The sequence below is a fragment of the Micrococcus sp. KRD070 genome, assembly GCF_017168435.1.
Taxonomy (GTDB): domain Bacteria; phylum Actinomycetota; class Actinomycetes; order Actinomycetales; family Micrococcaceae; genus Micrococcus; species Micrococcus luteus.
Genome location: NZ_JABFNH010000024.1, coordinates 120,018 through 144,677, shown reverse-complemented (window position 1 = coordinate 144,677; position 24,660 = coordinate 120,018). Strand labels below are relative to the sequence as shown.

Here is a 24,660-nt window from a genome sequence, read left to right as displayed (position 1 = left end):
TTCGGCCATGGTGCACAATCTACGCGCAACGGCGCAGGCCGGTGATGCGTGGCCCGCCCACGACGCCGCCTGCGCAGTGCCGGCACCGGTCCCGGTGCCGTCCCCCACCAGCGGAGCGTGAAACCCCATGGCCACTGACTACGACGCCCCTCGCAAGAACGAGGAAGAGCTGAGCCAGAACTCCATCGAGGAGCTGAAGGCACGGCGCACGGACACCCAGTCCGCCGTCGTGGACGAGGACGAAGCGGAGGCCGCCGAGGGGTTCGAGCTGCCCGGCGCCGACCTCTCGGGTGAAGAGCTGATGGTGCGGGTGCTGCCCGCCCAGTCGGATGAGTTCACCTGCGCCTCCTGCTTCCTGGTCCGCCATCGCTCGCAGGCCGCGCGTGAGAAGAACGGCCTGATCTACTGCACCGACTGCGAGGGCTGAGCCCCCGCCGCCGGGGCGGTCAGCGGCCCTCGGCCGTCCCCTCCTGCCGGGCCATGGTCCCGCCGAGGGCCGCGACCAGCTCCTCCGGACGCCGGGTGCTGGTCAGCCAGTAGGGTGTGCGGTCGCGCTCGTCGGTCAGCTGGATCCGCACGACGGGCGCGATCCAGCCGCGCACGTTCACGAAGGCCAGCCCGTGCAGCAGCGGGCCGCGCTGGGCCCGGGCGTCCTCGCCGCGATACCCCGTGACCTGACCGACGTGGTGCCGTTCGATGCTGGCGCGGCCCACCTGGAGGGTGCGTTCGCGCACCACGATGCGCGGGGTGGTGGCCACCAGGATCAGGACCTCGACGGCGAAGAACGCGACGGCGGCCGCGATGCCCACCCCGAGGTCGATCGGCGCGAACACGAGTATCGTCAGCGCCGCCAGCATGAGCGCCACGGCCCAGACCCCCGGGGAGGGCGTCAACCGCTCCTCGAACAGGACCGGATCGGGTCCCGCCGCAGCGCCCTCGGGGGCGCGGCGGGAGGCATCGGCGACGGGGTGCTGCTGGGGATCACGCATGGGTCCCAGCTTCCCACATCCGGACTCCGGTCCCGCCGCGCGGCACCGGTGAGGGCGCCCGCCCGGCCGCCTCGACGCGGCCCCGGGCCGACGGGTGCTCGTGTAGGGTCGGGCCTCGTGACCGACTCCGCCGAGCTGCCCGTGCCCCTGCACGCCCTCGATCCGGGCCTGGCCCCGCCCGCCTACGCGCAGCCGGGCGACGCGGGCGCGGACCTGCGCACCGCCGTCGACGTGACCCTGGCCCCGGGTGAGCGTGCCCTCGTGCCGACCGGCGTGGCGCTGGCCATCCCGGAGGGCCACGCGGGGTTCGTGCACCCCCGCTCGGGCCTCGCGGTCCGCCACGGCCTGAGCGTCGTCAACGCCCCCGGCACCATCGACGCCGGCTACCGCGGCGAGATCAAGGTGCCCCTGATCAACCTGGACCCGACCGAGCCGATCGTGCTGCGCCGCGGCGACCGGATCGCCCAGCTCGTGCTGCAGCCGGTCGTGCGGGCCCGCTTCGAGCCCGTGGACGCGCTGCCCGACTCCGAGCGCGGGGCCGGCGGCTTCGGCTCGACCGGCGGCTTCACCGCCGACACCACCCCTGGGAGGACGTCGTGATCTTCGGACGCAACCGCACCGTGCGCCACGAGCAGGTCAGCCTGCCGGCCGAGCTGCTGGAGGAGCGCGACCTCGAGATCGCCGCCGCGCCGGAGGCAGCCGACGTCGGTCCGCACGACGTCGCCACCCGCCCGGATCCCGCCGGCATGATCGACCTGGGGTCGCTGCGCCTGCGGGCGGTCCAGGGCATGAAGCTGCGCCTCGACGTCGAGGACGCGACGAAGCGGATCGTCGCCGCCACCGTCAGCCTCGGCCGCTCGGCGCTGCAGGTCCAGGCGTTCAGCGCCCCGCGCCGCACGGGCCTGTGGGACGACCTGCGCGCCGAGCTGCACGACTCCCTGTCGACCACCGCCCACGCGACCGTGCAGGAGCAGACCGGCCGCTTCGGCATCGAGATCCTCACGCGCGTGCCGGCGGCGCTGCCGGACGGCTCGCCGGGGTGGAACGTCGCCCGGTTCGTGGGCGTGGACGGTCCGCGCTGGTTCGTCCGCGGCGTGTTCCACGGCGAGGCCGCCTTCCAGCCGGAGGCCGCCGAGCCGCTGGAACAGGTGTTCTCCGACCTGGTCGTGGTGCGGGGCGACGAGCCGCTCCCGCCGCGCGAGCTGCTGCCCCTGCGTCCGCCTCCCAACGCGCGCCCGCTGCAGCGTCGCCGCCCGGCCCCGGACGAGGGCCGGGACGTGCTCGCGGACACCGCCGCCGGCCCGGGGGACGGCGCGGCACCGGAGGCCACCGCGCTGCCCGAGCGCGGTCCGGAGATCACGGAGACCCGGTGAGCCCCGCCGTCGCAGCCCGCCCGACCGGCGCCGCGGGCCGCATCGAGCGCCGCGGCGTCATCGCCTCCGTCACACTGCCCGGCGCGGACGAGGCGACCGTCTTCCGCGCGGTCTTGGCCGACCGCCTGCCCGCGCCCGGGAGCATGGCGCCCGCGGAGACGCTGCAGCTGGTCTGGCACGGGCGGCGCCGCGTGCCCGGTGTCATGCCGGGGGAGTGGCTGACGGTCCGCGGCCGCGTCACCCAGATGGACGGCGTGCCCACCCTGCACAACCCCGAGTTCGACCTGGTCGACGCGCCCGAGGCCACGCGCTGAGCACGGCCCCGAGAGGAGAGCCCATGACCGAGCCGCGTGGCCCCGTCACCGCCGCCCCGGACGGGGCCGGCCCCCTGCCGTCTCGAGCCCGCCTGGACGAGCGCGGCCGCCTCGACGCGCTGGGCAGCGTCGGTGGCTGGCGCGGCATCGTCGAGGCCTCCCTGCCCACCCTCGTCTACATGGTCGGCTACGTCGCCACCCAGCAGGTGTGGCCCTCCGGCGTGGCGGCCGTCGCGGTCGCACTCGTGCTGGGCGTCGCGCGCCTCGTCCAGCGCCAGTCGCCGGTCCAGGTGCTGGCCGGCCTCGCCGTCGTCGTCCTGTCCGTCGTGGTCTCCCTGACCACCGGCCAGGCCCGCGACTACTACCTGTGGGGCTTCGTCACCAACGCCGCCTACGGCCTCGCGTTCGCGGTGTCCGTCCTCGTGGGCTGGCCCGCGGCGGGCCTGGTGCTCGGCCTCGTGCGCGCCGAGGGCACCCGCTGGCGGGCCCACCGGCGTCGGCGCCGCGCCTACGCCGCGGCCACCTGGATCCTCGTGGCCGTGTTCGCGCTGCGCCTGGCGGTGCAGGTGCCCCTCTACCTCGGGGACGCCGTCACCGCGCTCGGGGTGGCCCGCCTGGTGATGGGCCTGCCGCTCTATGCCCTGGGGCTCTGGCTCGCCTGGTCCGTCAGCTCGCCCGGTCAGGACGACGGCGTGCCGGCAGACTCCGCCGCCTCCGAGCGTCCCTGAGCGCGGCCCTCGCCGACGAGGAGGCGACGCAGGGCCGGCTCGGCGGAGCCGGCGGCCAGGAAGAAGAGCTCGTCGCCCACCTCCAGGACCTCGTCCGCCGACGCCTGCCGGGGGGCGCCGTCGCGCACGACCGCCACGAGCGGAGCCTCCTGCGGCCAGGACACGGTGCCGATGCGCCGGCCCTCGAGCCAGTGCTCCGCCGGGACCCGGAACTCGGACAGCGCCGCGCCGCCGGCCTCCAGTCTGAGCAGGCGCACGAGGTCCCCGGTCTCCACGGCCTCCTCCACGAGCGCCGTCATGATCGAGGGGGTGGACACGGCCACGTCCACGCCCCACGACTCGTCGAAGAGCCAGTCGTTGAGCGGGTTGTTGACGCGGGCCACGGTGCGGCCGACGCCGAACTCCGAGCGGCTCAGCAGGGAGCACACGAGGTTGACCCGGTCGTCGCCGGTCGCCGCGACGAGCACGTCCGCCTCCAGGGCGCCGCACTGCTCGAGCACGGTCAGGTCGCACGCATCCCCGAGGACGAGGCGTGCGCCGCCGACGTCGGCCTTGCGGGCCGCGTCCGTGCGCGCCTCGACGACGACCACCTCGTGGCCGTGCGCGTGCAGCTCCCGCGCGATGGAGGCGCCCACGGCGCCGGCTCCGGCGATGACGGCCCTCATGCCCGTCCCTCCTCGTCCTCGTCCGTGCCGTCCGGCACGCGTGCCTCGCCCTGCAGGGCGGCCTCCACCTGGTCCCGGCGGTCCACCGGGTAGACGGCGTGCAGCACGTCGCCCTCCTGCAGGCGGTCGCCCGGCCGGGGCAGCTGGCCGTCGCCGAGCCGGGTGAGGTAGGCGATGCGCATCCCCACCGTGGACTCGACGTCGGTCAGCCGACGGCCCCACCACGAAGAGTGGGGGACCAGCTCGGTCACGAGCAGCCGGCCGGAGGCGTCGCGGTGCTCCGCGTCGGCGGTGCCGGCCGGCAGCAGCCGGTGCAGCACCTGGTCGGCCGTCCACTGGATCGAGGCGACCGTGGGGATGCCGAGGCGCTGGTACAGCCGGGCCCGGTCGGCGTCGTAGATGCGCGCCACCACGTGGTCCACGTGGAAGGTCTCGCGGGCCACGCGGGCGGCGATGATGTTCGTGTTGTCGTCCGCGGTCACGGCCGCCAGGCCCTGCGCGCGGTCGATGCCGGCGGCGAGCAGCGCGGAGCGGTCGAAGCCCACGCCGGCCACGAGCTCGCCGGAGAAGCCGGGGGCCAGCCCCTCCACGGTCCGCGGGTCGCGGTCCACGAGGGCGACGCCGTGACCGGCCGCGTCCAGCGCGGCCGCCAACCGGGTGCCCACCCGTCCGCCGCCGACGATCACGTAGTGGGCCATGCCCGTCCCTGCCTCTCGTGCGGTGCTCCGTGCGCCGGGGAGCCGACGCGCGCTCCATCCTCGCATCCGGCGGGCACGTCCGGGAGCATCCGCGTCGCCGCGGCGTCCGGGCCCGGCGGGGGTACCGTGGTGCGGTGGCCACGCTGTCCTCCCTCCTGCGCCGCGGCCTCCTCGGTCGCCCCGTGACGTCGCACGCCGCCGACGAGCCCCGCATGAACCGGTGGCGGGCGCTGCCCGTGACGTCGTCGAACGCCCTGTCCTCCCTCGCCTACGCCCCGGACGAGGTCATCCTCACCCTGGTCGCGGCCGGCACGTCCGCGCTCGCGCTCGGACCCGCCGTCGGCTGGGCCGTCGTCGCGGTGATGCTGCTCATCGTCGTGTCCTTCCGCGCCGCGGTCGCCGCCGTTCCGCACGGCGGCATCTATCACATGGCCGGCATGAAGCTGGGCCCGAGGGCCGGCGTCGTCGCCTCGGCCGCGCTCCTGCTGGACTTCGTGTTCACCGCCGCGGTCTCCGTGGCCGCCTTCGCCCACTTCGTGGCGGCGCTGGCCCCCGGACTCACCGTCGGCAGCCGCGTGCTGGTGGCCTCGGCCGCGCTCGTGGGCGTACTGCTGGCCGCGCTCCGCGGGGTGCGGCTGTCCCGGTGGGTGCTGCCCGTGCTCGTGAGCGTGTTCGTCGCCCTGACCGCGCTGCTCGTCCTGGCGGGCCTGTGGCAGGAGGGCCGTGGGCTGCTCGGCGCGGCGCCGACGGCCGGCTGGACGCAGGAGGGCGCCGGGGTCGGCGGGACCGTCAGCACCGTGGCGACGGCGCTGCTCGCCCTGCGCGCGTTCAGCGCGGGATCGGTGCTGCTCACCGGCGTCGAGGTGCCGGTCTCGAGCACCCGCCTGATGGCCCGGCCGGCCGTGCCCACGGTGCGGTGGGTGCTCACCGTGATGGCCCTCACCCTCGGCGCGCTGACCGTGGGCGTCATGCACCTGGCTCAGCGCACCGGCGTCGTCGTCGGGCTGGAGCTGGAGAACCTCCGGGACGCCGCGGGTGCCGAGGTCACGCCCGACCGCGCCCCCGCCCCCGTGCTCGCCCAGCTCGCGGACACCGTGTACGGCCCGGGCAGCATCCTGTCCGTCGCCACCATCGCGGCCACCGCCCTGCTCCTGCTGTTCGCGGCCAAGTCGGCGTTCCGCTCGTTCCCCGCCCTGGCCGCGCGCGTGGCCGAGGACGGCTACCTGCCCCGGCAGCTGAGGGTCCGCAGCGACCGGCTGGTGCACACGTGGAGCGTCCTCGGGATGGGGGCCGTGGCCCTCTCGCTCGTGCTGTTCTTCGAGGCCCGGACCGCCCTGCTCGTGCAGCTTTACGTCATCGGCGTGCTGCTGGCCTTCACGCTCGCGCAGGCCGGCATGCTGCGGCTGTGGCGCCGCCGGCTCGTGCACACACCGGGCGCCCGGGCCCGCGCGGCCGTCCGGCTGCGCCTGATCATCACGGCGGTGGCCTGGGTGGTCACGGCGCTGGCGGGCGTCGTCGTCCTGGTCACCCGCTTCACGCAGGGCGCGTGGGTGGCGCTGCTGGCGATCGTGCTCGGCTCGCTGGTGATGGGGCGGATCCGCCGCCACTACGCGGACGTGGACCGCGAGCTCGCACCGGACCCCCAGGACGACGCGCGGGCCCTGCCCTCGCGGGTCCACGTGGTGGTCGTCGTGACCACGCTGGACCGGCCGGCGCTGCGGGCGCTGGCCTACGCCCGCGCGTCGCGGCCGTCCTCCCTCGAGGCCGTCGTCGTGGACGCCGAGCGCGCCGCCACCCTGGAGGTGATCGACGCCTGGGAGCGTGCCGGCCTGCCGATGTCGCTCACCGTGATCGCCTCGCCCTACCGCGACACGGTGGCCCCCCTGGTGCGGCATGTGCGCGAGCACCGACGCCGCTCCCCGCGGGACCTGACCATGGTGTTCATCCCGGAGTACGTGGTCCGGCCGGGCTGGCGCACGCTCCTGCACAACCGGACCGCCACCCGCCAGACGCGGCGACTGCAGCGGGAGCCGGGCGTGATGGTGGGCTCGGTGCCGTGGCAGGTCCACGAGGGCCAGGGCTCTTGACCGCCCCGGCGCCCCCGGGGAGCGGCGGATGACGCCGTCCGACGGCGCGCCCACGATCGAGGCGACACAGCCGCATCGGTCTGCAAGGATGATGATGATCTGACCAGTCGATGCTCAGGGCAAGACCTGAAGCGCGCTGCGATGCGAGAGGAGCCAGACATGGCAGTCGTCGACACGTCCACAGACGTCACCGGGATCGGGAGGACCATCGAGGTGGAGGTCGGGGCCATGGCCCACGGCGGCCACTGCGTGGCCCGGCACGAGGGGCGGGTCGTCTTCGTGCGCCACGCCGTGCCCGGCGAGAAGGTCCGGGTGGCCCTGACCGAGGCCGAGGACGGGGCCCGCTTCTGGCGCGGCGACGTCGTGGAGGTGCTGCGGCCCTCCGAGTTCCGCCGCATCCACCAGTGGAAGCTCGCGGACATGCTGCGCGCCCACGCCTCGGGTCGCCCGCCCGTGGGCGGCGCCGAGTTCGGCCACATCGTGGTCCCGCACCAGCGCCGGCTCAAGGCCCAGGTCTTCCGGGACACGGTGCACCGCATCGCCGACCTCGCGGTGGAGCCGGAGGTGTGCTTCGCCGGCTCCGAGGACGAGCCCACCGGCCAGCGCTGGCGGACCCGGAACGCGTTCGCGGTGACCCCCCAGGGGCACATCGCGATGCACGCCTACCGTTCGGCGACCCTCCTACCCGTGCGCAACATGCCGCTCGGCGTGCCGGCCCTCGATGCGCTCGCCCTGTGGGACTGGGACTTCACCGGAGCCGCCCGCGTGGACGTCGCGACGCCGGCCTCCGGCTCCCGCCCCCTCGTGCTGGTGACGCCCACCCCGCAGACGCGGGCGGACGAGGTCAAGCTCGGCCGGCTGCGCACCCGGATCCGCCAGGCGGCCAATGCGTGCGGCGTGGACGTCTCCACCGGCCTGGCCCTGCCCGGCCCGAAGCAGTTCCAGCCGGTCAAGGTCGAGCGCATCACCGGCAAGACCTGGGTCGAGGAGACCGTGGAGTCCGAGCGCGGCGGCACCAAGCGCTTCCGCGTCACGGGTGACGGCTTCTGGCAGGTCCACCAGCACGCCCCGGCCACCCTCGTGGACGCGGTGCTCGAGGACGCGCGCGTCGAGCCGGGCCAGGTCGTGGCCGACCTCTACGGCGGCGCCGGCCTGTTCAGCGCGTACCTGGCGGACGCCGTGGGACCCGAGGGCCGCGTGTACTCGGTGGAGGCCTCCCGCCAGGCCTCGAAGGACGCCCGCCGCAACCTGCACGACCAGCCGCAGGCCTCGGTGCTCAACGGCCCCACGGACAAGGTGCTCGGCAGCTGGCTGAAGTACCCCGAGCGTCCCGTGGCGGACGGCGGCCTCGGCGGTGCCGCGCTGGACACCGTCGTCCTGGACCCGCCGCGGGCGGGCGCGGGGCGGCGGGCGATCGAGCGCATCCTCGCGCTCGAGCCGGGCCGCATCGTGTACGTCTCGTGCGACCCCGCCTCGTTCGCCCGCGACCTGGCGTGGCTGCGCGACGGCGGCTACGAGGTGGAGCGCGCCCGCGTGTTCGACCTCTACCCGGACACCCACCACCTCGAGTCGGTGACCGTGCTGGTGCCGGCCGCCCAGAGCGCCCCGGCCGCGGCCGTCGTCGAGATCTGACCCGGCATCCGCGTGGCGGCCTGCGGGCCGCCGCGCGCCATGCCCGCGTCACACGGGACCGGCGCGGTACCCTGGGACGCAGTGCGGCACCTGTGACGCAGACGACGCCCGTCCCGGACGGGGCGCGGTCCGCGGCCGCGGGTGACCACCCCCCACTGGACGAGCGCCCGGAGGAAACCGGGCGGGAAGAGGAGTCCTCTCGTGACCACCGTCGACAGCTTCGGCTCCAAGGGCGTCCTGGACGTCAAGGGCGCCGAGTATGAGATTTTCCGTCTGAACAAGGTCGAGGGGGCGCAGAAGCTGCCCTACTCCTTGAAGGTGCTGCTGGAGAACCTGCTGCGCACCGAGGACGGCGCCAACGTGACCGCCGACCAGATCAAGGCCCTGGCCGCCTGGGACCCGAACGCCCAGCCGGACACCGAGATCCAGTTCACGCCGGCGCGCGTGATCATGCAGGACTTCACCGGCGTGCCCTGCGTCGTGGACCTGGCCACCATGCGTGAGGCCATCCAGGACCTGGGCGGCGACCCGGAGCGCGTGAACCCGCTCTCCCCGGCCGAGCTCGTGATCGACCACTCCGTGCAGATCGACTCCTTCGGCAACGACGCCGCCATCGAGCGGAACATGGAGATCGAGTACGAGCGCAACGGCGAGCGCTACAAGTTCCTGCGCTGGGGCCAGACCGCCTTCGACGACTTCAAGGTCGTCCCCCCGGGCATGGGCATCGTCCACCAGGTCAACATCGAGAACCTGGCCCGCACCGTGATGACCCGCGAGGTCGACGGCGTGCTGCGCGCCTACCCGGACTCCTGCGTCGGCACCGACTCGCACACCACCATGGTCAACGGCCTGGGCGTGCTCGGCTGGGGCGTCGGCGGCATCGAGGCCGAGGCCGCGATGCTCGGCCAGCCCGTGTCCATGCTGATCCCGCGGGTCGTGGGCTTCAAGCTGACCGGCAGCATCCCGTCCGGCGCCACCGCGACCGACGTGGTGCTGACCATCACCGAGATGCTCCGCCAGCACGGCGTGGTCGGCAAGTTCGTCGAGTTCTACGGCGAGGGCGTCGGCTCCGTGCCCCTGGCCAACCGCGCCACCATCGGCAACATGTCGCCCGAGTTCGGCTCCACCGCCGCGATCTTCCCGATCGACGAGGTCACCCTCGACTACCTGCGCCTGACCGGCCGCTCCGAGGAGCAGGTCGCCCTCGTGGAGGCGTACACCAAGGAGCAGGGGATGTGGCACGACCCGTCCTCCGAGGTCGCCTACTCCGAGTACCTCGAGCTGGACCTGTCCACCGTGGTGCCCTCCATCTCCGGCCCGAAGCGTCCCCAGGACCGCATCGAGCTCACCGACTCCAAGGACCAGTTCCGCAAGGACCTGCACAACTACGCCACGCAGGACGAGGCCGGCGAGGGCCGCCCGTCCAAGCTCGTGGACGTGGCCATGCCGGACGGCCGCCAGTTCCAGCTGGACCACGGTGCCGTGTCCATCGCCTCGATCACCTCGTGCACCAACACGTCAAACCCCTCCGTGATGATGGCGGCCGGCGTGCTGGCCCGCAACGCGGTCGCCAAGGGCCTGAAGTCCAAGCCGTGGGTGAAGACCTCCGTGGCCCCGGGCTCCCGCGTGGTGACCGACTACTACGAGAAGTCCGGGCTGCGCGAGTCCCTCAACGACCTCGGCTTCAACGTGGTCGGCTACGGCTGCACCACCTGCATCGGCAACTCCGGCCCGCTGGAGTCCGAGATCTCCGAGGCCATCCAGGAGAACGACCTGTCCGTGACCGCGGTGCTCTCCGGCAACCGCAACTTCGAGGGCCGCATCAACCCGGACGTGAAGATGAACTACCTGGCCTCCCCGCCGCTGGTGGTCGCCTACGCCCTGGCCGGCACCATGGACTTCGACTTCGAGAACGAGGCCCTGGGCCAGGACACGGAGGGCAACGACGTCTTCCTCAAGGACATCTGGCCGGACCCGACCGAGGTCCAGCAGATCATCGACGCGTCGATCGACACCGAGATGTTCACCTCGCAGTACGCCACGATCTTCGACGGCGACGAGCGCTGGCAGTCCCTGGAGACCCCCTCGGGCTCCACCTTCGAGTGGGACGAGAAGTCCACCTACGTGCGCAAGCCCCCGTACTTCGAGGGCATGACCATGCAGCCGGACCCGGTGTCGGACATCTCCGGCGCCCGCGTCCTGCTCAAGCTGGGTGACTCCGTGACCACGGACCACATCTCCCCGGCCGGCTCCTTCAAGTCGGACACCCCGGCGGGCCGCTACCTGCTGGAGAACGGCGTGCAGCGCAAGGACTTCAACTCCTACGGATCCCGTCGTGGCAACCACGAGGTCATGATCCGCGGCACGTTCGCGAACATCCGCATCAAGAACCAGCTGCTCGACGGCGTGGAGGGCGGCTTCACGCGCGACTTCACCCAGGAGGGCGCCCCGCAGGCCTACGTGTACGACGCGGCGCAGAACTACGCCGAGCAGGGCACCCCGCTGGTGGTCCTGGGCGGCAAGGAGTACGGCTCCGGCTCCTCCCGTGACTGGGCGGCCAAGGGCACCGCGCTCCTGGGCGTCAAGGCCGTGATCACGGAGTCCTTCGAGCGCATCCACCGCTCGAACCTCATCGGCATGGGCGTGCTGCCGCTGCAGTTCCCGGAGGGTGAGAACGCCGACTCGCTGGGCCTGACCGGCACCGAGACCTTCGACATCTCCGGCATCACCGCCCTCAACGAGGGCACCACGCCGAAGACCGTGAAGGTCACGGCCACCGGTGAGGACGGCAGGGTCACCGAGTTCGACGCGGTCGTCCGCATCGACACCCCCGGTGAGGCCGAGTACTACCGCAACGGCGGCATCCTGCAGTACGTGCTCCGTCAGATCGCCGCGAAGGCCTGATCCACGGGACACCGCCCGCGCGCGGGCACCACGACGACGGCGGCCCGCCGCCCTCCGCACGGAGGGCGGCGGGCCGCCGTCGTCGTGGCCGCTGGGGCCGACCCCGGTGCACGACCGCTCTTCATCCCCCAGTTCAGAGTCCGGCTCACCCTCGGGCCAGACGGGCCTAGGGCGTGTCTGACAATGAATCCAGGGTCGGCTGGCGCCCTCGAAGACACGTCCCGGTTCCAGATGCTCTCCCACGCCCCCACAGGCCGGCAGGGCCGGCCGTTCGCCGATGCCGTCACGATGGTCGACGCCATCATCCACCGGGACAGGTGCTTCGATCCCGTGGCGGGACCTGCCCGAGGTCTCCGGGCCCTGGCTGAGTAGTGTGGACCTGGCACGGCCGCATGGCCGAAGAGGGCACCTGGGACACGGTGCTGGCAACACGGACCACCTGCAGCGGATGCCGAAATCCTGATCGATTGGTCGGTCTCGGTCGACTCCACGATCGCCCGCGCCCATCAGCACGCGAGGAACACCACCCGGCTCAGAGGGGCTGGATCGAACGACAAGGAATCCGCGTGAAGAGCCCGCCGATCACGGCCTCGGGCGCTCACGGAGCGGGCTGAGCACGAAGACCCATCAGCTGGTCGACGGTGCTGGGCGAGAGGGCGTACTCATCGCGGGCGATCGGCACCCATCTGCGCGCCGGTGGCATCAAGGCCGTTCTCCCCAACCGGCTGACCAGCAGGGCCACCGCAGACGCCGCGGCTCGGCCGGCGGCCGACCCGTGGGCCTGGACTCGGAGGCTTACACGGGCCGGAACGTGATCGAGCGCCAGGACGCGCACCTGAAGCAATGGCCGGGCCTGGCGAGCAGGTACGACGAGTACGCGATCGTGTACTGGGCTGCCGTGGTCCTGAATGCTGTGCTCGCGTGGTCGACGGCATTGTCGGACACGCCCGAGTGGCGTGTTCGAACTGATCGACGATCCAGGTCAAGTGCTCGAGAAGCTCGGCGAGGCTCAGCACCGGCAGGTATGAGCGTGAGGACCTGGACAGAGAGGATCCCCCGAAATGCACATCGTGAAACAGAGTGAGCGATGTAGTGCTCTTCAGTTGGCACTGGTTGATATTGGTCGACGAGGCTTCAGCCCGGTCTGGTGATGCCCTGCGATGACTCTGAAGCCGGCTCTCGGGCGAATCCTCACATCGGGACGCCGAGACCCTGTGGGAGTCCAAGGATGGGACGTCTCGACGCCTGATCTGTCGGCGCTGCAGAGGAGCATGAGACCTGGGCCTTAAACCAGCTGAAGACCGGTCAAGCAGGTGGGGTCGTCGGGGCGGGTCGAGATGGCCTTTTTCGCGGTGCGGCCTTCAGCTGAGACAGTGAGAGTAGCGTCAATTCCACGCGGCAGCCAGACCCCGACGAATCCGTTGTCGTACGTCGTCAGCGTTTCATCGAGGAGGGTCTCCCCGGACGTCGCCTCGACCACGGTGACGTGGACGTCAGTATTGGCGAGTTCGCCGGTGCAGGTCGTGAGGCTGTGGAAGTAGCATTCGTGAGTCTGGCTGCGATACGGGGCGATAGAGACGTAGAATTCGTCTTCTGGCATCGGCAGGGTGGTCTGATTGTTCTGGTCGTCGGTCAGTACAAGCTGGTCCGGTTCAATCGACGCGATGAATTCAGACGAGCGATCTGTCACCTTCGTTGAGTCGAGGCGCTTGATGATCTCGCGAGCATTCAATCCGTCTAGATTGTGCTCGACCACCAGTGAGTGATCGGATCCTGCATCAGCGGACGGTCCCGCATCAGCACAGCCGCTGAGCAGGAGGACGGCGCTGGTCGCCAGACCGGTCAAGGCCGCGCAGATCCTCAGGCGGCTCCTGGAGGACTGGATCGGAGCAACAATGGCAAGTGGCATGCCCAACTCTTTTCTCAGGTGAACGTGTTCATGTCGTCAGGTTAGACAGAAGGCATCCCGAGTTCGCCGGTGCCAAGGGCGCGACGACGTGCAAAGCACGCCTGCCCGGAGACATCAAGAGCCTTGTCCTGATCTGGGGCCCACCGGTCCGAGGCACCCTGTGTTGACGAAATCGGATGGTGTCAGGAGCGCACGAGGCGATTGATGGCGTCGGTGGCCTCCTGGATCTTGGCGATGGCCGCGTCTTCATCGCCTTTCTTGGCGGCGTCGAGCACGCAGTGCTTGAGGTGGTCATCGAGCAGACCGGTCGCCACTCCCTGCAGGGCGCGGGTGAGGGCCGAGACCTGGGTGAGGATGTCGATGCAGTACTTTTCGTCGTCGATCATCTTCGTGATGCCGCGGGCTTGGCCTTCGATGCGCTTCATGCGGTTGCGGTAACGGTCCTTGTCACTGATGTAGCCGTGCCGATGGGCTCCGGTGTCGGCACCGGTCTCATCGGCTGCAGTTTCAGTGGTCACGAGTGCGTCCTTCACTTCTGGTGCTCCAGGACGGAGCGGGTGCTGGCATCTGGGGCGAGGTCGATGCGACGCAGCAGCTGGGCGTTGAGCGCGACGACGACGGTGGAGATCGACATCAGGATCGCGCCTACTGACATCGGCATGACGAAGCCGACGGGTGCGAGCACGCCAGCCGCGAGCGGCACAGAGAGCAAGTTGTACCCTGCGGCCCACCACAGGTTTTGCCTCATTTTACGGTATGCGGCACGGGAGAGCTGGATGACCGAGAGGACGCTACGCGGGTCGGAGCTGGCGAGGATGACACCTGCAGAGGCGATGGCGACGTCGGTGCCGGCCCCGATGGCGATGCCGACGTCGGCCTGGGCCAGGGCAGGGGCGTCGTTGACGCCGTCGCCGACCATGGCGACCTTCTTGCCCTCCTTCTGCAGCTGGTCGACCTTGGCGGATTTGTCCTCGGGGCGGACGCCGGCGAAGACCCGGTCGATGCCGAGCTCTCTTCCCACCTCGTTCGCCACGGCTTCCGCGTCGCCGGTGATCATGACGACCTCGACGCCGAGCTGATGGAGCGCATCGACGGCGTCGCGGGACTCTGGGCGAACCTCGTCGGCGAGCTTGAGACCGCCGATGACCTTGCCGTCGCGGAGGACGTGCAGGATGATCGCACCCTCTGCCCGCCATTCGTCGGCGACACCGATCTCGTCCTGGCCGGTCTCCTCGAGCAGACGGGGTCCGCCGACGCGGATCTCATGGTCGGCCACCGTCGCGGTGACGCCGACCGCCGGGGAGGAGGTGAACCCGCTGGCCGGTTCGACGGCGAGGCCCTTCTCCTTGGCGGCGGTGACGATGGACCGGGCGAGGGGGTGCTCACTGTCGGCCTCGGCGGAGGCGGCCAGGGCGAGGAGCTGTTCGGCATTCAGGCCGCCGGTCGGCTCCACGCCGGTGACGGTGGGCTCGCCCTTGGTCAGGGTGCCGGTCTTGTCGAAGAGCACCGCGTCGACCTGGCGCATGGACTCCAGGGCGAGGCGGTCCTTGATCAGGACGCCGCCGCGGGCGGCGCGCTCGGTGGCGATGGACACGACCAGAGGGATCGCCAGACCCAGCGCATGGGGGCAGGCGATGACGAGGACAGTGATGGTGCGAACGACCGCGTCGTCGGGGAGCCCGAAGAGCGTCCAGACGACGGCGGTGATCAGCGCAGCTCCGAGGGCGAACCAGAACAGCAGGGCCGCAGCCCGGTCGGCGATGCGCTGGGCACGGGAGGATGAGCCCTGCGCCTCGGCGACGAGCCTGTTGATGCCCGCCAGAGCCGTGTCGTCGCCGGTGGCGGTGATCTCTACGCGCAGGCCGGAGTCGGTGGCCACGGTGCCGGCGGTGACGTTCTCGCCCTCGCCGCGGGCGACGGGGTGTGATTCGCCGGTGATCATGGACTCGTCCATGTCGGCGCGGCCGTCGACGATGGTGCCGTCGGCGGGGACGCTGCCGCCAGGCCGGACGATGACGACGTCGCCGACGCGCAGCTCTGCCGGGTCGACCTTGACGACGTCGTCTCCCTCTATACGCTCAGCCTCGTCAGGGAGCAGCGCGGCGAGGGAGTCCAACGCCGAGGTGGTCTGGGCCAGTGAGCGCATCTCGATCCAGTGGCCCAGCAGCATGATGACGATCAGCAGCGCCAACTCCCACCAGAACTCGAGCTCGGGGTGGACGAGACCGACAGTGGCGGCCCAGGAGGCGAGGAACGCTACGGTGATGCCGAGCGCGATGAGCAGCATCATCCCCGGCTGGCGGCTTTTCAGCTCGCTGACAGCACCGGTGAGGAACGGGGTGCCGCCCCAGGCGTACATGACGGAGCCGAGGACTGCGGCGACCCAGCCCGCCCAGCTGGGGACCGAGTAGCCCAGGAGCATGGCGAACATGGGGGAGAACGCGACCACCGGGATGGCGATGATCAGGTTGATCCAGAACAGCCGCCGGAACTGGCCGACGTGGTCGCCGTGGCCCGCGTGACCACCGCCGTGATGACCGTGCCCGGCGTGGTCACCGTGTTCCATGGTGTGGTCTTCGTTCTCGGCGCGCGAGTCGTCACGGTGGCCGGACTCGGTGGTCGCGACGCCGGCGTGGTCATGGTGATGCGTGGTCGGGTCCGTCATGCTCTTCGCTTCCCCTCGTCATTCCCCGATCTTTCCTTCGATCGGGTCGTATTTCGCCGCGGACCTTCAGCGCGCCCGCGGCGATCGGCTCAGGAGGCCGGCTTGAGCTCGCTCTCGACGACCCACTTGTGGTTGGTCATCGTCATGCCGTCGGACTCGTAATCGACCATGTAGACGGTCTCCTCGGTGGAGGAGGCGATGGTCGCCTTCGCGCCCTTCATGCCTTCCATGTGTTCGGCCTCGAGAGTGACCTCGGTGCCGTCGGCCAGACGTTCATCTCCGGCGTCCTTGATCTCCTGCTGGACGACCCACTTGTGATCCTTGACCGGCTCCCCGCCTGCGGACGGCGTGAAGTCCACCGCATAGGTGTACGTGTCGTACGCGCCGGCGATCGTCGCGTTCGCACCGTCCATGCCCTCCATGTGGTCGGCGGTGAGCGTGACCTCGGTGCCGACCGGGTATGTGGGCGACGCAGCCGTCTCGATGCCCTCGGGGGCGGGGCCGCCGTCCATCGGATGCTCCATCCCGCCGCTGTCAGAGCTGCTGCCGTGGCCCTCGTGCTGGCTGGTCGTCGAGGGGGTCCCTTGGTCCTGGCCGCCGCCGGTGCTGCAGCCGGTGAACACGAGCGCTCCTCCGAGCACTCCTGCGGCGACGGTGGTCATGAGGTGCTTGCGCATGAAGTCTCCTGTTCGTTCTGGTCCAGTCAACGCTATACCCCTCCCGGGTATCAAGTCGATGTCGATCGGCGGGCGTGGAATCGCCCGGCCAAGATCCAATCGACCCGGGGTGGCAGCGCTGAGGCTGCGATGGAGAACATCGGCTCGGCGGCTCTGGTCGCAGATGGAATCGAGGCCCGAACGGACGGGCTCACCTCGCTCGCCGTCGTGACGGGATCAGCTGCGTCGTCTCGTGAACATCACCGTGGTGAGAAGACGATCCCAGTACCGCCGATCACCCAAGAGAAATTGGTCTTGTCCGGTTGCATCGTCGGGCGTCCCATCGAGACAGGGATCCTGAGAGCCGACGGAAGCTGTGCGACTATCGCCAGGCAGAGCGAAGCATGTCTCAGTACGTGCTCCGTCAGATCGCCGCGAAGGCCTGATCCACGGGGCCCGCCCGCGCGGGCCGCCGCCCGCGTCCCGCCCGGGTGCGGAGCCGCGGAGTAGGCTGGTCGCACCATGGAACATCTGCCCCCCACGAGCCCCGGCGCCCCGCTGCTGCCGCAGATCGCCCGCCCGGCGGACCTGTCGGCCCTCACGGAGGACCAGTTGACCGCGCTGGCGGCGGAGATCCGCGCCTACCTGATCGCCCACGTCTCCAAGACGGGCGGCCACCTCGGACCGAACCTGGGCGTCGTCGAGCTGACGCTGGCCGTGCACCGCGTGTTCGAGTCGCCCAAGGACGCGGTCATCTTCGACACGGGCCACCAGTCGTACGTGCACAAGCTGCTCACCGGACGCCAGGACTTCACGACGCTCCGCCAGGAGGGGGGTCTGTCCGGCTACGGCGACCGCACCGAGTCCGAGCACGACGTGGTGGAGTCCTCGCACGCCTCCAGCTCGCTCTCCTGGGCGGACGGCATCGCGCGGGCCTGGGCGCAGACCGGGCAGGGGGACCGCACCGTGGTGGCCGTGATCGGCGACGGTGCGCTCACGGGGGGCATGGCCTGGGAGGCCGTCAACAACATCGCCGCCGGCCGGGACCGGCGCGTGGTGATCGTCGTCAACGACAACGGCCGCTCGTACGCGCCCACCGTGGGCGGCGTCGCCGAGCACCTGGGCGGACTGCGCCGCGGGGTGCTGGACAAGGTGCGCACCCACCACCGCTACGAGCAGACCCTCGACTACCTCAAGCGCCGCCTCCAGGAGGCTGGCCTCGCGGGGGAGCTGGTGTACCGGCCGCTGCACGCGGCGAAGAAGGGCCTCAAGGACCTCTGGGCGCCGCAGGGCCTGTTCGAGGACCTGGGCATGAAGTACATCGGCCCGGTGGACGGTCACGACCTCATCGCCATGGAGGAGGCCCTCGAGGACGCGCGGGCGTACGGCGGGCCCGTGATCGTCCACGCGATGACCGAGAAGGGGCACGGCTATCCGCCGGCGGTCGCGCACGAGGCGGACCAGTTCCACGCGATCGGCGTGATCGACCCCTCCACGGGCGAGCCCATCACCTCGTCGACGGCCCAGTCCTGGACCTCCGTGTTCGGCGAAGAGATGGTCGCGATCGCGGACGAGCGGCCGGACGTCGTGGCCATCACCGCCGCCATGCAGAACCCCGTGGGCCTGGCCCCGATGGCGCTGGCCCACCCGGACCGGGTGTTCGACGTCGGCATCGCCGAGCAGCACGCGGTCACGTCGGCCGCCGGCATGGCCTTCGGCGGCCTGCACCCCGTGGTGGCCGTCTACGCGACCTTCCTCAACCGCGCCTACGACCAGGTGCTCATGGACGTGGGCCTGCACCGTGCGGGCGTGACGTTCGTGCTGGACCGCGCGGGCGTCACCGGGCCGGACGGCCCGAGCCACCACGGCATGTGGGACCTGGCCCTGCTGCAGTCGGTCCCGGGGCTGCGGATCTCCGCGCCCCGCGACGCGGACACGCTCCGGGAGGAGCTGCGCGAGGCCGTCGCCGTCGAGGACGCGCCCACCGTGGTGCGGTTCGCGAAGGGCTCGGTCGGCGAGCCGGTGCGCGCCCTGGAGCGGCTGTCGGACGGCACGGACGTGCTCGCCCGGCGCGGCGAGGCCGGCGGACGCGACGGCGCCGAGCGGGACGTGCTGATCGTGGCGGTGGGCGCGATGGCCGAGCTCGGCCTCGACGTCGCCGAACGGCTCGAGCGGCACGGCATCAGCGCCACGGTGATCGACCCGCGGTGGGTCCTGCCCGTGGCCCGGTCCGTGATCGACACGGCCGCCCGCCACCGGATCGTCGTGTGCCTCGAGGACGGGGTGCGGGCCGGCGGCGTCGGCTCGCGGATCCGGCAGGAGATGCGCGCGGCCGGCGTGGACACCGCCCTGAACGAGGTCGGCCTGCCGGTCGAGTTCCTCGCCCACGGCAGCCGCGAGCAGGTGCTGGCCCGCGTGGGCCTCACCGCGCAGCGCATCACCCAGGACACCGTCGCCCAGGTCCTCGGCGCCAAGGTCCCGTACGCCCGGCCCGTCCCCGAGGACGCGGCCGCCCCCCACCACCAGGAGCAGGCATGAGCATCGTCCGGCTGTACCGTGATCGCGTCGGCGACGACGGCGCCCGGCTCTTCGAGTACCGCGAGGCATGGGCCGACGCGGAGGCCGGGGAGTTCGTGGTCCACCACGGCCGGGTCGGCCAGCCCGGCACCGTCGGGGAGCAGCCCCTGGCCGACCAGGCCGAGGGTGATCAGCTGCTGGCCGCGTTCGTGGCGCAGGGCGCGGAGGAGGGCTTCGCCGAGGCGGACCCCGCGACCTTCGCCGTGCTGCCGGTGGCCTACCGGCTCCGCGGCCGGGAGGCCACGGTGATCGAGCGGCGCACCGTGGAACGGCTGCGCGTCGAGGTGACCCACCAGCTGGCCTGGCGCGGTCTTGGCGAGGTCGAGGACGTCGTCGAGGAGGCCGGTGCCCTCGTGCTGCGCGTCCGGACCCCCCACGCCCGCAAGGCCGCCGCCGAGATCCCGGCGGCCGCCAAGCGCGCCGACGGCGTGCAGCCGAACAAGGTGGACGTCCGCACCGCAGAGCAGGAGGGCTGACCCGTGCGCCACACCCGTCTCGGCCGCTCCGGGCTGACCGTCTCCGTCGTCGGCCTGGGCTGCAACAACCTCGGCCGCCCCGGCACCGCCACGCTGGAGCAGGCCGGCACCGACGCCGTCGTCCACGCCGCGCTCGACGCCGGCATCACCTTCTTCGACGTCGCCGACGTCTACGGCGCCGAGCCCGGCCTGTCCGAGGAGCGGCTCGGCCGCGCCCTGGGCGCCCGCCGCGACGAGGTGGTGATCGGCACCAAGTTCGGCATGGACATGGGCGGTGTCGCCGGCGACGACGGCGGCGCGCGGGGCTCCCGCCGGTACATCGTGCGCGCCGTCGAGGACTCCCTGCGCCGCCTCGGCACCGACTGGATCGACCTCTACCAGTTCCACACCCCGGACCCGGCCACGCCCATCGAGGAGACCCTCCGCGCGCTCGACGACCTCGTGCGCGCCGGCAAGGTCCGCTACGTGGGCCACTCGAACCGGGCCGGGTGGCAGATCGCCCAGGCCGAGTACGTGGCCCGCGAGCTGGGCGTGGAGCGCTTCGTGTCCGCGCAGAACCACTACAACCTGCTGGACCGCCGGGCCGAGCTCGAGGTGGTCCCGGCGGCGGCCGAGTTCGGGCTCGGCGTCCTGCCGTACTTCCCGCTGGCCAACGGGCTGCTCACGGGCAAGTACTCGCAGGGCGACGCCCCCGAGGGCTCGCGCCTGTCCCACGTGCGCCAGCACATGGTGGCCGACGCCGACCTGGAGCAGCTGGCCGCGTTCGGCCGGTTCGCCCGGGAGCGGGGGATCACCGAGGTCCAGGCCGCGATCGGGTGGCTGGCGGCGCAGGGACCGGTGTCCTCCGTGATCGCCGGCGCCACCCGTGCCGAGCAGGTCGTGGAGAACGCGGCGGCGGCCGACTGGCTCGCCACCGCGGAGGACCTGGCCGAGCTGGACGCCCTGTTCCCGGGCCCGGAGAAGGTCGCGCTCTTCTGATGGCCGGCGCGCTGACCGGCGCGGCCGCCGCGACCCCGCTCGTGCCGACGCCGGGGGAGGCCGCCCTGGGCTGGACCGTGTCCGTCGTGGCCGGTGCGCTGTGGGTGGCCGGCTTCGTCTCGCTGGGCCGCAGCCCCCTGGACGCCCGGGCGCGCCTGCCGTGGGTCGGCCTCATGCTGCTGCTGCCGGTGCTGGGGGCGCTCATCTGGTTCTGGTGGCGGCACCGCTACTACCCGGCGCGGCGGCGCGAGCAGCCGGCGTGGGACCCCAACGACCGCTCCGCCGTCGTGGTGCCCCCGCGCCGGCGCTACGGCGCGCCGGAGGAATGAGCCGGGCTCAGAGCTTGACGACGATGCGGTCGTCGACGACGGCCGCGTCGTAGTCCATGAGGGCCTTGCGGGCCGGGCCGCCGAACGGCTTCCCCGAGGTGACGTCGAAGTGCGAGCCGTGGCAGGGGCAGGCGTAGGCCGGGCCCTCCTGCCGGTCCACGACCTGGAGCAGGCAGCCCTGATGCGTGCACACGTTGGTGAAGGCGGTCACCGTGGTCTCGTCCACGCGATGCATCATCAGCGTCCTACCCTGCACCTGCACCTCCCGGGAGGCGCCCACGGGCAGCTCGGCGGCGGGCAGCGCGTCGACGGCGTCGGAGCCGGTGTAGTGGTCCTGCGCGGTGTCCTTCTCACGCAGCCGGTCCGTGCAGCCGGCCAGCGTGAGTGTGCCGGCACCCGCGGCGGCGACGGCGGCGCCGCGGCCCAGGACGGTGCGGCGGGAGGTGTCCGGGCGGGCGTGGTCGTCGCAGCAGCCGGACCGGGAGGAGTTCGGGGTGAGGGGGGAGTCCTGCGTGGTCATCGACCCATTATCGCCCGTGGCGAGGGCGGATGCGACCGGGCCCGACGGGTGCGAGGATCGGGGGGACGGACCCCCGAGCCCCAGGAGCACCGCCGTGACCACCCCGCCCCGCGCCCCACCGGCGCCGCCCGTTTCGACCTCACTCCCTTCGAGCGGTGGGAGGCCGTGACCCTCGACGACGTGCACGTCGGCTTCCTGCACCGGGTGCTGGAGGACGGCGTGCTGACCACCCGCATGGGCTTCGCCCCCACGCCCGCCCAGCGCGCCGCCCGCGGTGGACTGCCCGAGCGCTACCTCGCCCAGACGCAGGTCGGCTTCACGCCCGACGGGGACGGCTGGGCATGGACGACCCACGAGGACTCCGCCGGAGCCCAGCGGGTGCGCATCGACCGTGAGCGGGCCGGCATCGACGCCGCGGTGCTGCCCTCGTACGCGGAGTACCTCCTCCTCGCGCGGGTGGCCGCCGAAGGCCCGCTCGCCGTGGACCGGCTCGAGGAGGCCTCGCCCCTGCAGGGCGGGCTGCGCGTGCCCCGCGCCGAGCTGCGCCCGGCGGACGCGGGCGGGTCGGACGTGCGGGTGGCCGTCGTCGCGGACGGCGTGGAGCTGGGGGCGCACCTCGTGCGCGAGGGCGCCGTGGTCGCCTCCGACTGGGGCGGGGGCACCGCCTCGACCCCCGTGGCCGACCAGGCCGCGGCGACCGCCGGGCTCGACGCGCACGTGGTGACGTTCGCCGGGCTGCCGATCGCCTGAGCCGTGGGCCGGGCCGTCGCGGACGGCCCGGCCGGGGCCGGTCAGGCCTGCGCGGCCGGGTGGAAGCGCCGCCCGTTCACCCGCTCGGCGGCCCCGCAGTCGTCCAGGTACGGCGTGATGCCGCCCAGGTGCAGGGGCCAGTTGGCGCCGAGGATCATGCACAGGTCCACGTCCTCGGGGGCCGCGACGACGCGCTCGTCCAGGAGCAGGCCGATCTCCTCGGCCAGCGCGTCCTCGACCCGGCGCAGCAGCTCCTCGGAGGTCTGCGGGGTCGAGCCCTGCTCCAGCAGGGCCGCGGTCGCCTCCGGGATCTGCTCGCCGGTCGCGCCGGCGGCCTCCTCGTCGCGCCGGTCGGGGCGGACGTCCTTGGCCCAGATCGCGGTCTTGCCGGCGTCGATCAGGCGCTGCAGGTTCGCCGAGACCGGGAAGCGCTCCGCGCCGAAGGACGCGGAGAGGGACTCGGACACGTGCTGGGCCACGGGGATGCCGACCATGGCCAGGAGGGTGAACGGCGTCATCGGCAGGGCCAGCGGGTCCAGCGCGTGGTCGGCCTCGTGCGCGTCGGTGCCCTCGTCGAAGGAGTTCTGCACCTCGCCCATCATGCGCAGCAGGACGCGGTTGACCACGAACGCGGTGGCGTCGTGGACGAGCACGCCGGTCTTGCGGAGCCGGCGGGTCAGTTCGAACGCGGTGGCCACGACCTCGTCCGTCGTCGCCTCGGTCCGCACGATCTCCACGAGCGGCATGACCGCCACCGGGTTGAAGAAGTGGAAGCCCACGAGGCGCTCGGGATGCTCGAGGACCTCGGCCATGGCGGCCACGGACAGGCTCGAGGTGTTGGTCATCAGGATGGCGTCCTCACGCACGATGCCCTCGAGCTCGCGGAAGACGGTGCGCTTGACCTCGAGCTCCTCGAAGACGGCCTCGATGACGATGTCGGCGTCCGCGTACACCGCCTTGTCCGTGTCCGCGGTGATCAACCCGGCCAGGGCCTCGCCGTCCTCGGCGGAGAGCCGTCCACGGGAGACCATCTTCTCGACCTGCGCGCGCACGCCCGCCAGGCCGCGCTCGACACGCTCGGCGTCGATGTCCGTCATCACGACGGGCACCCGCAGGTGCCGGGCGAAGACGAGGGCGAGCTGGCCGGCCATCAGGCCCGCACCGACGATGCCGACCTTGCGGACCTCGCGGGCGAGCTCGCGGCCCGGGTCGCCGGCGGGGCGCTTGGCGCGGCCCTGGACGAGGCCGAGGAACGCGTACACGGTGCGCCGGAACTCGGGGGAGTGCAGCAGCGTCCCGAGGGCGTCCGCCTCGGCCTGGGCGGACTCGGCGCGGGTGCGCGTGCGGGCGCCGGTGAACAGGTCCTCCAGGTGACGGCGCGCCGGCAGGTGGCGTCCGGGGCGAGCGGCCTGCAGCCGCTCCAGCGCCGCCAGGGCGCGGTCCCAGGCGGCGTCGGACACGTCGCGGTCGCGGTGGGCGGCCAGTTCGGCCGCCACGGACTCGTCCCCGGCGACCAGGGCGGCGGCGAGCTCGAGGCCCGCGTCGAGGAGGTCCCCCTCCACGATCCGGTCCATCAGGCCGAGCCCGTGCGCCGCGCGGGCGTCGAGCATGCGGTTGTCGTCGAGGGGGTTCTTCAGCACGACGTCGACGGCGGCCTCCGGGCCGATCAGATGGGGCACGCGCCACACGCCGGACCAGCCGGGGATCAGGCCGAGCCGGACCTCGGGCAGGCCGAAGCCCTTCGCATCGGCGGCCACCACGCGGTGTCCGGCGGCCAGGGCCAGCTCGAGGCCGCCGCCGAGGGCGAGGCCGTTCACGAGCGCGACCGTGGGGATCTCGAGGGCCGCGAGCCGGTCGTAGACGGCGTGGCCGAGCAGGGCCAGGTCGCGGCCGACGTCGTCGGTGAGGCCCGCGATCAGGGACAGGTCCGCCCCGGCCGCGAAGGTCCCCTCCACACCGGTCACGGCCAGGGCCTGGATCGCGCCCGCGGCGGCCCGGGCGGCCTGCTCGTCGAGCACCCGGCCGAGGCCGAGGAGCGTGGCCGGGCCCAGGGTGGCGGGCCGGCGGGGTCCCTGCCCGTTGTCCAGCGTGAGCAGCGCGAGCGTGCCCGCGCCATCGGGCAGGGCGTGGTCGGTCACGGTGACGGTGGTGACGACCTCATCCGGGGCCAGGGCGGGCAGGTGGTCGAAGGAAGCAAGAGAAACGGATGTCATGCGGGTCACACTACCGGCGAGTAGCCTCGGCGTCGACGCGACGCGACGGACCGATCCGGCCGGCCGCGTCGGGGGCTCAGGCGCCGGCGGGATCGGGGTCGAGGAGCGCGACCGTGACGATCGCGCCGACGTTCTCCACCTGCCACGGGCGCGCGCCCCGCTCCGTCAGGAACGCGTCGACGGTCTCGGGGGTGATC

Annotated in this window: 22 protein-coding genes and 1 pseudogene; 14 read left to right on the top strand and 9 right to left on the bottom strand. The window is 72.4% G+C overall.

Annotation, left to right across the window (positions count from 1 at the left end; translation table 11 throughout):
* Positions 1–127: 127 nt before the first annotated feature.
* Positions 128–427, top strand: coding sequence for a DUF4193 domain-containing protein (locus J1M38_RS10345; RefSeq protein WP_002858157.1), 300 nt, complete (start codon positions 128–130; stop codon positions 425–427).
* A 19-nt stretch (positions 428–446) separates the two neighbouring features.
* On the opposite strand, the gene J1M38_RS10340 is transcribed toward J1M38_RS10345, so the two are convergent.
* On the bottom strand, positions 447–989 hold the full coding sequence (locus tag J1M38_RS10340; RefSeq protein WP_036382817.1) for a DUF3093 domain-containing protein: 543 nt from the start codon (positions 987–989) through the stop codon (positions 447–449).
* Positions 990–1,106: 117 nt separating this feature from the next.
* On the opposite strand from J1M38_RS10340, the gene dut reads away from it, so the two are divergent.
* Genes dut through J1M38_RS10320 form a run of 4 tightly spaced genes read left to right on the top strand, consistent with a single transcriptional unit; the run spans position 1,107 to position 3,404 of the window.
* Positions 1,107–1,589 (top strand): dUTP diphosphatase, encoded by a 483-nt coding sequence (gene dut, locus J1M38_RS10335; protein ID WP_036382821.1) that lies wholly within the window; start codon positions 1,107–1,109, stop codon positions 1,587–1,589.
* Positions 1,586–2,362, top strand: coding sequence for a DUF3710 domain-containing protein (locus J1M38_RS10330; protein WP_044659534.1), 777 nt, complete (start codon positions 1,586–1,588; stop codon positions 2,360–2,362). Before dut ends, J1M38_RS10330 begins: the two co-directional genes overlap by 4 nt.
* Positions 2,359–2,676 carry an OB-fold nucleic acid binding domain-containing protein gene (locus tag J1M38_RS10325; RefSeq protein WP_020625078.1) on the top strand — a complete coding sequence of 106 codons (318 nt, stop codon included), beginning with the start codon at positions 2,359–2,361 and terminating at the stop codon, positions 2,674–2,676. The genes J1M38_RS10330 and J1M38_RS10325 overlap by 4 nt, the downstream gene beginning before the upstream one ends.
* 23 nt (positions 2,677–2,699) lie before the next feature.
* Positions 2,700–3,404: a DUF3159 domain-containing protein gene (locus tag J1M38_RS10320; protein ID WP_020625079.1), complete on the top strand. Its 705-nt coding sequence runs from the start codon at positions 2,700–2,702 to the stop codon at positions 3,402–3,404.
* Here the strand turns inward: J1M38_RS10320 and J1M38_RS10315 are convergent.
* Both J1M38_RS10315 and J1M38_RS10310 read right to left on the bottom strand, forming a co-directional pair.
* The gene (locus J1M38_RS10315; protein WP_036382825.1) at positions 3,356–4,069 is read right to left on the bottom strand and encodes a TrkA family potassium uptake protein; all 714 of its coding nucleotides are present in this window, start codon (positions 4,067–4,069) and stop codon (positions 3,356–3,358) included. The two genes, J1M38_RS10320 and J1M38_RS10315, sit on opposite strands and share 49 nt — an antisense overlap.
* Positions 4,066–4,767, bottom strand: a complete 702-nt coding sequence (locus tag J1M38_RS10310) for a TrkA family potassium uptake protein (protein ID WP_020625081.1) — start codon at positions 4,765–4,767, stop codon at positions 4,066–4,068. Before J1M38_RS10310 ends, J1M38_RS10315 begins: the two co-directional genes overlap by 4 nt.
* Positions 4,768–4,901: 134 nt before the next feature.
* Here J1M38_RS10310 and J1M38_RS10305 point away from each other — a divergent pair, with 134 nt between their 5' ends.
* The 4 genes and pseudogenes from J1M38_RS10305 to J1M38_RS12105 all read left to right on the top strand — a co-directional run.
* Positions 4,902–6,854, top strand: a complete 1,953-nt coding sequence (locus J1M38_RS10305) for an APC family permease (RefSeq protein ID WP_020625082.1) — start codon at positions 4,902–4,904, stop codon at positions 6,852–6,854.
* Positions 6,855–7,013: 159 nt separating this feature from the next.
* Positions 7,014–8,486 carry a class I SAM-dependent RNA methyltransferase gene (locus tag J1M38_RS10300; protein WP_020625083.1) on the top strand — a complete coding sequence of 491 codons (1,473 nt, stop codon included), beginning with the start codon at positions 7,014–7,016 and terminating at the stop codon, positions 8,484–8,486.
* A 201-nt stretch (positions 8,487–8,687) separates the two neighbouring features.
* Positions 8,688–11,390 (top strand): aconitate hydratase AcnA, encoded by a 2,703-nt coding sequence (gene acnA, locus J1M38_RS10295; RefSeq protein WP_020625084.1) that lies wholly within the window; start codon positions 8,688–8,690, stop codon positions 11,388–11,390.
* A gap of 474 nt (positions 11,391–11,864) precedes the next feature.
* Positions 11,865–12,042, top strand: a pseudogene (locus J1M38_RS12105) (IS5/IS1182 family transposase); the annotation flags it as partial.
* Between the two features lie 633 nt (positions 12,043–12,675).
* On the opposite strand, the gene J1M38_RS10285 reads toward J1M38_RS12105, so the two are convergent.
* The 4 genes from J1M38_RS10285 to J1M38_RS10270 form a co-directional block, all read right to left on the bottom strand.
* The gene (locus J1M38_RS10285) at positions 12,676–13,299 is read right to left on the bottom strand and encodes a CueP family metal-binding protein (protein ID WP_044659994.1); all 624 of its coding nucleotides are present in this window, start codon (positions 13,297–13,299) and stop codon (positions 12,676–12,678) included.
* A gap of 182 nt (positions 13,300–13,481) precedes the next feature.
* Positions 13,482–13,817: a metal-sensitive transcriptional regulator gene (locus J1M38_RS10280; protein ID WP_270618289.1), complete on the bottom strand. Its 336-nt coding sequence runs from the start codon at positions 13,815–13,817 to the stop codon at positions 13,482–13,484.
* Between the two features lie 11 nt (positions 13,818–13,828).
* Entirely contained in the window at positions 13,829–15,964 is a 2,136-nt protein-coding gene (locus tag J1M38_RS10275) for a heavy metal translocating P-type ATPase (protein ID WP_036382829.1), read from the bottom strand.
* 89 nt (positions 15,965–16,053) lie between these two features.
* Positions 16,054–16,641, bottom strand: a complete 588-nt coding sequence (locus J1M38_RS10270; protein ID WP_036382830.1) for a YdhK family protein — start codon at positions 16,639–16,641, stop codon at positions 16,054–16,056.
* A 501-nt stretch (positions 16,642–17,142) separates the two neighbouring features.
* On the opposite strand from J1M38_RS10270, the gene dxs reads away from it, so the two are divergent.
* The 4 genes from dxs to J1M38_RS10250 are packed head-to-tail and all read left to right on the top strand — an operon-like array spanning position 17,143 to position 20,980.
* Complete coding sequence (gene dxs / locus J1M38_RS10265) at positions 17,143–19,158, top strand: 1-deoxy-D-xylulose-5-phosphate synthase (protein ID WP_044659995.1); 2,016 nt, start codon at positions 17,143–17,145, stop codon at positions 19,156–19,158.
* Complete coding sequence (locus J1M38_RS10260) at positions 19,155–19,673, top strand: hypothetical protein (RefSeq protein ID WP_044659996.1); 519 nt, start codon at positions 19,155–19,157, stop codon at positions 19,671–19,673. The genes dxs and J1M38_RS10260 overlap by 4 nt, the downstream gene beginning before the upstream one ends.
* A 3-nt stretch (positions 19,674–19,676) precedes the next feature.
* The gene (locus J1M38_RS10255; protein WP_020627855.1) at positions 19,677–20,651 is read left to right on the top strand and encodes an aldo/keto reductase; all 975 of its coding nucleotides are present in this window, start codon (positions 19,677–19,679) and stop codon (positions 20,649–20,651) included.
* Positions 20,651–20,980, top strand: coding sequence for a PLD nuclease N-terminal domain-containing protein (locus J1M38_RS10250; RefSeq protein ID WP_020627854.1), 330 nt, complete (start codon positions 20,651–20,653; stop codon positions 20,978–20,980). Before J1M38_RS10255 ends, J1M38_RS10250 begins: the two co-directional genes overlap by 1 nt.
* A gap of 7 nt (positions 20,981–20,987) precedes the next feature.
* On the opposite strand, the gene J1M38_RS10245 is transcribed toward J1M38_RS10250, so the two are convergent.
* Entirely contained in the window at positions 20,988–21,500 is a 513-nt protein-coding gene (locus J1M38_RS10245; protein WP_206481475.1) for a Rieske (2Fe-2S) protein, read from the bottom strand.
* 165 nt (positions 21,501–21,665) lie between these two features.
* On the opposite strand from J1M38_RS10245, the gene J1M38_RS10240 reads away from it, so the two are divergent.
* Positions 21,666–22,250: a hypothetical protein gene (locus J1M38_RS10240; RefSeq protein WP_342356231.1), complete on the top strand. Its 585-nt coding sequence runs from the start codon at positions 21,666–21,668 to the stop codon at positions 22,248–22,250.
* Positions 22,251–22,291: 41 nt separating this feature from the next.
* Here the strand turns inward: J1M38_RS10240 and J1M38_RS10235 are convergent, their stop codons facing one another.
* Complete coding sequence (locus J1M38_RS10235) at positions 22,292–24,463, bottom strand: 3-hydroxyacyl-CoA dehydrogenase NAD-binding domain-containing protein (protein WP_036317899.1); 2,172 nt, start codon at positions 24,461–24,463, stop codon at positions 22,292–22,294.
* Positions 24,464–24,660 lie beyond the last annotated feature (197 nt).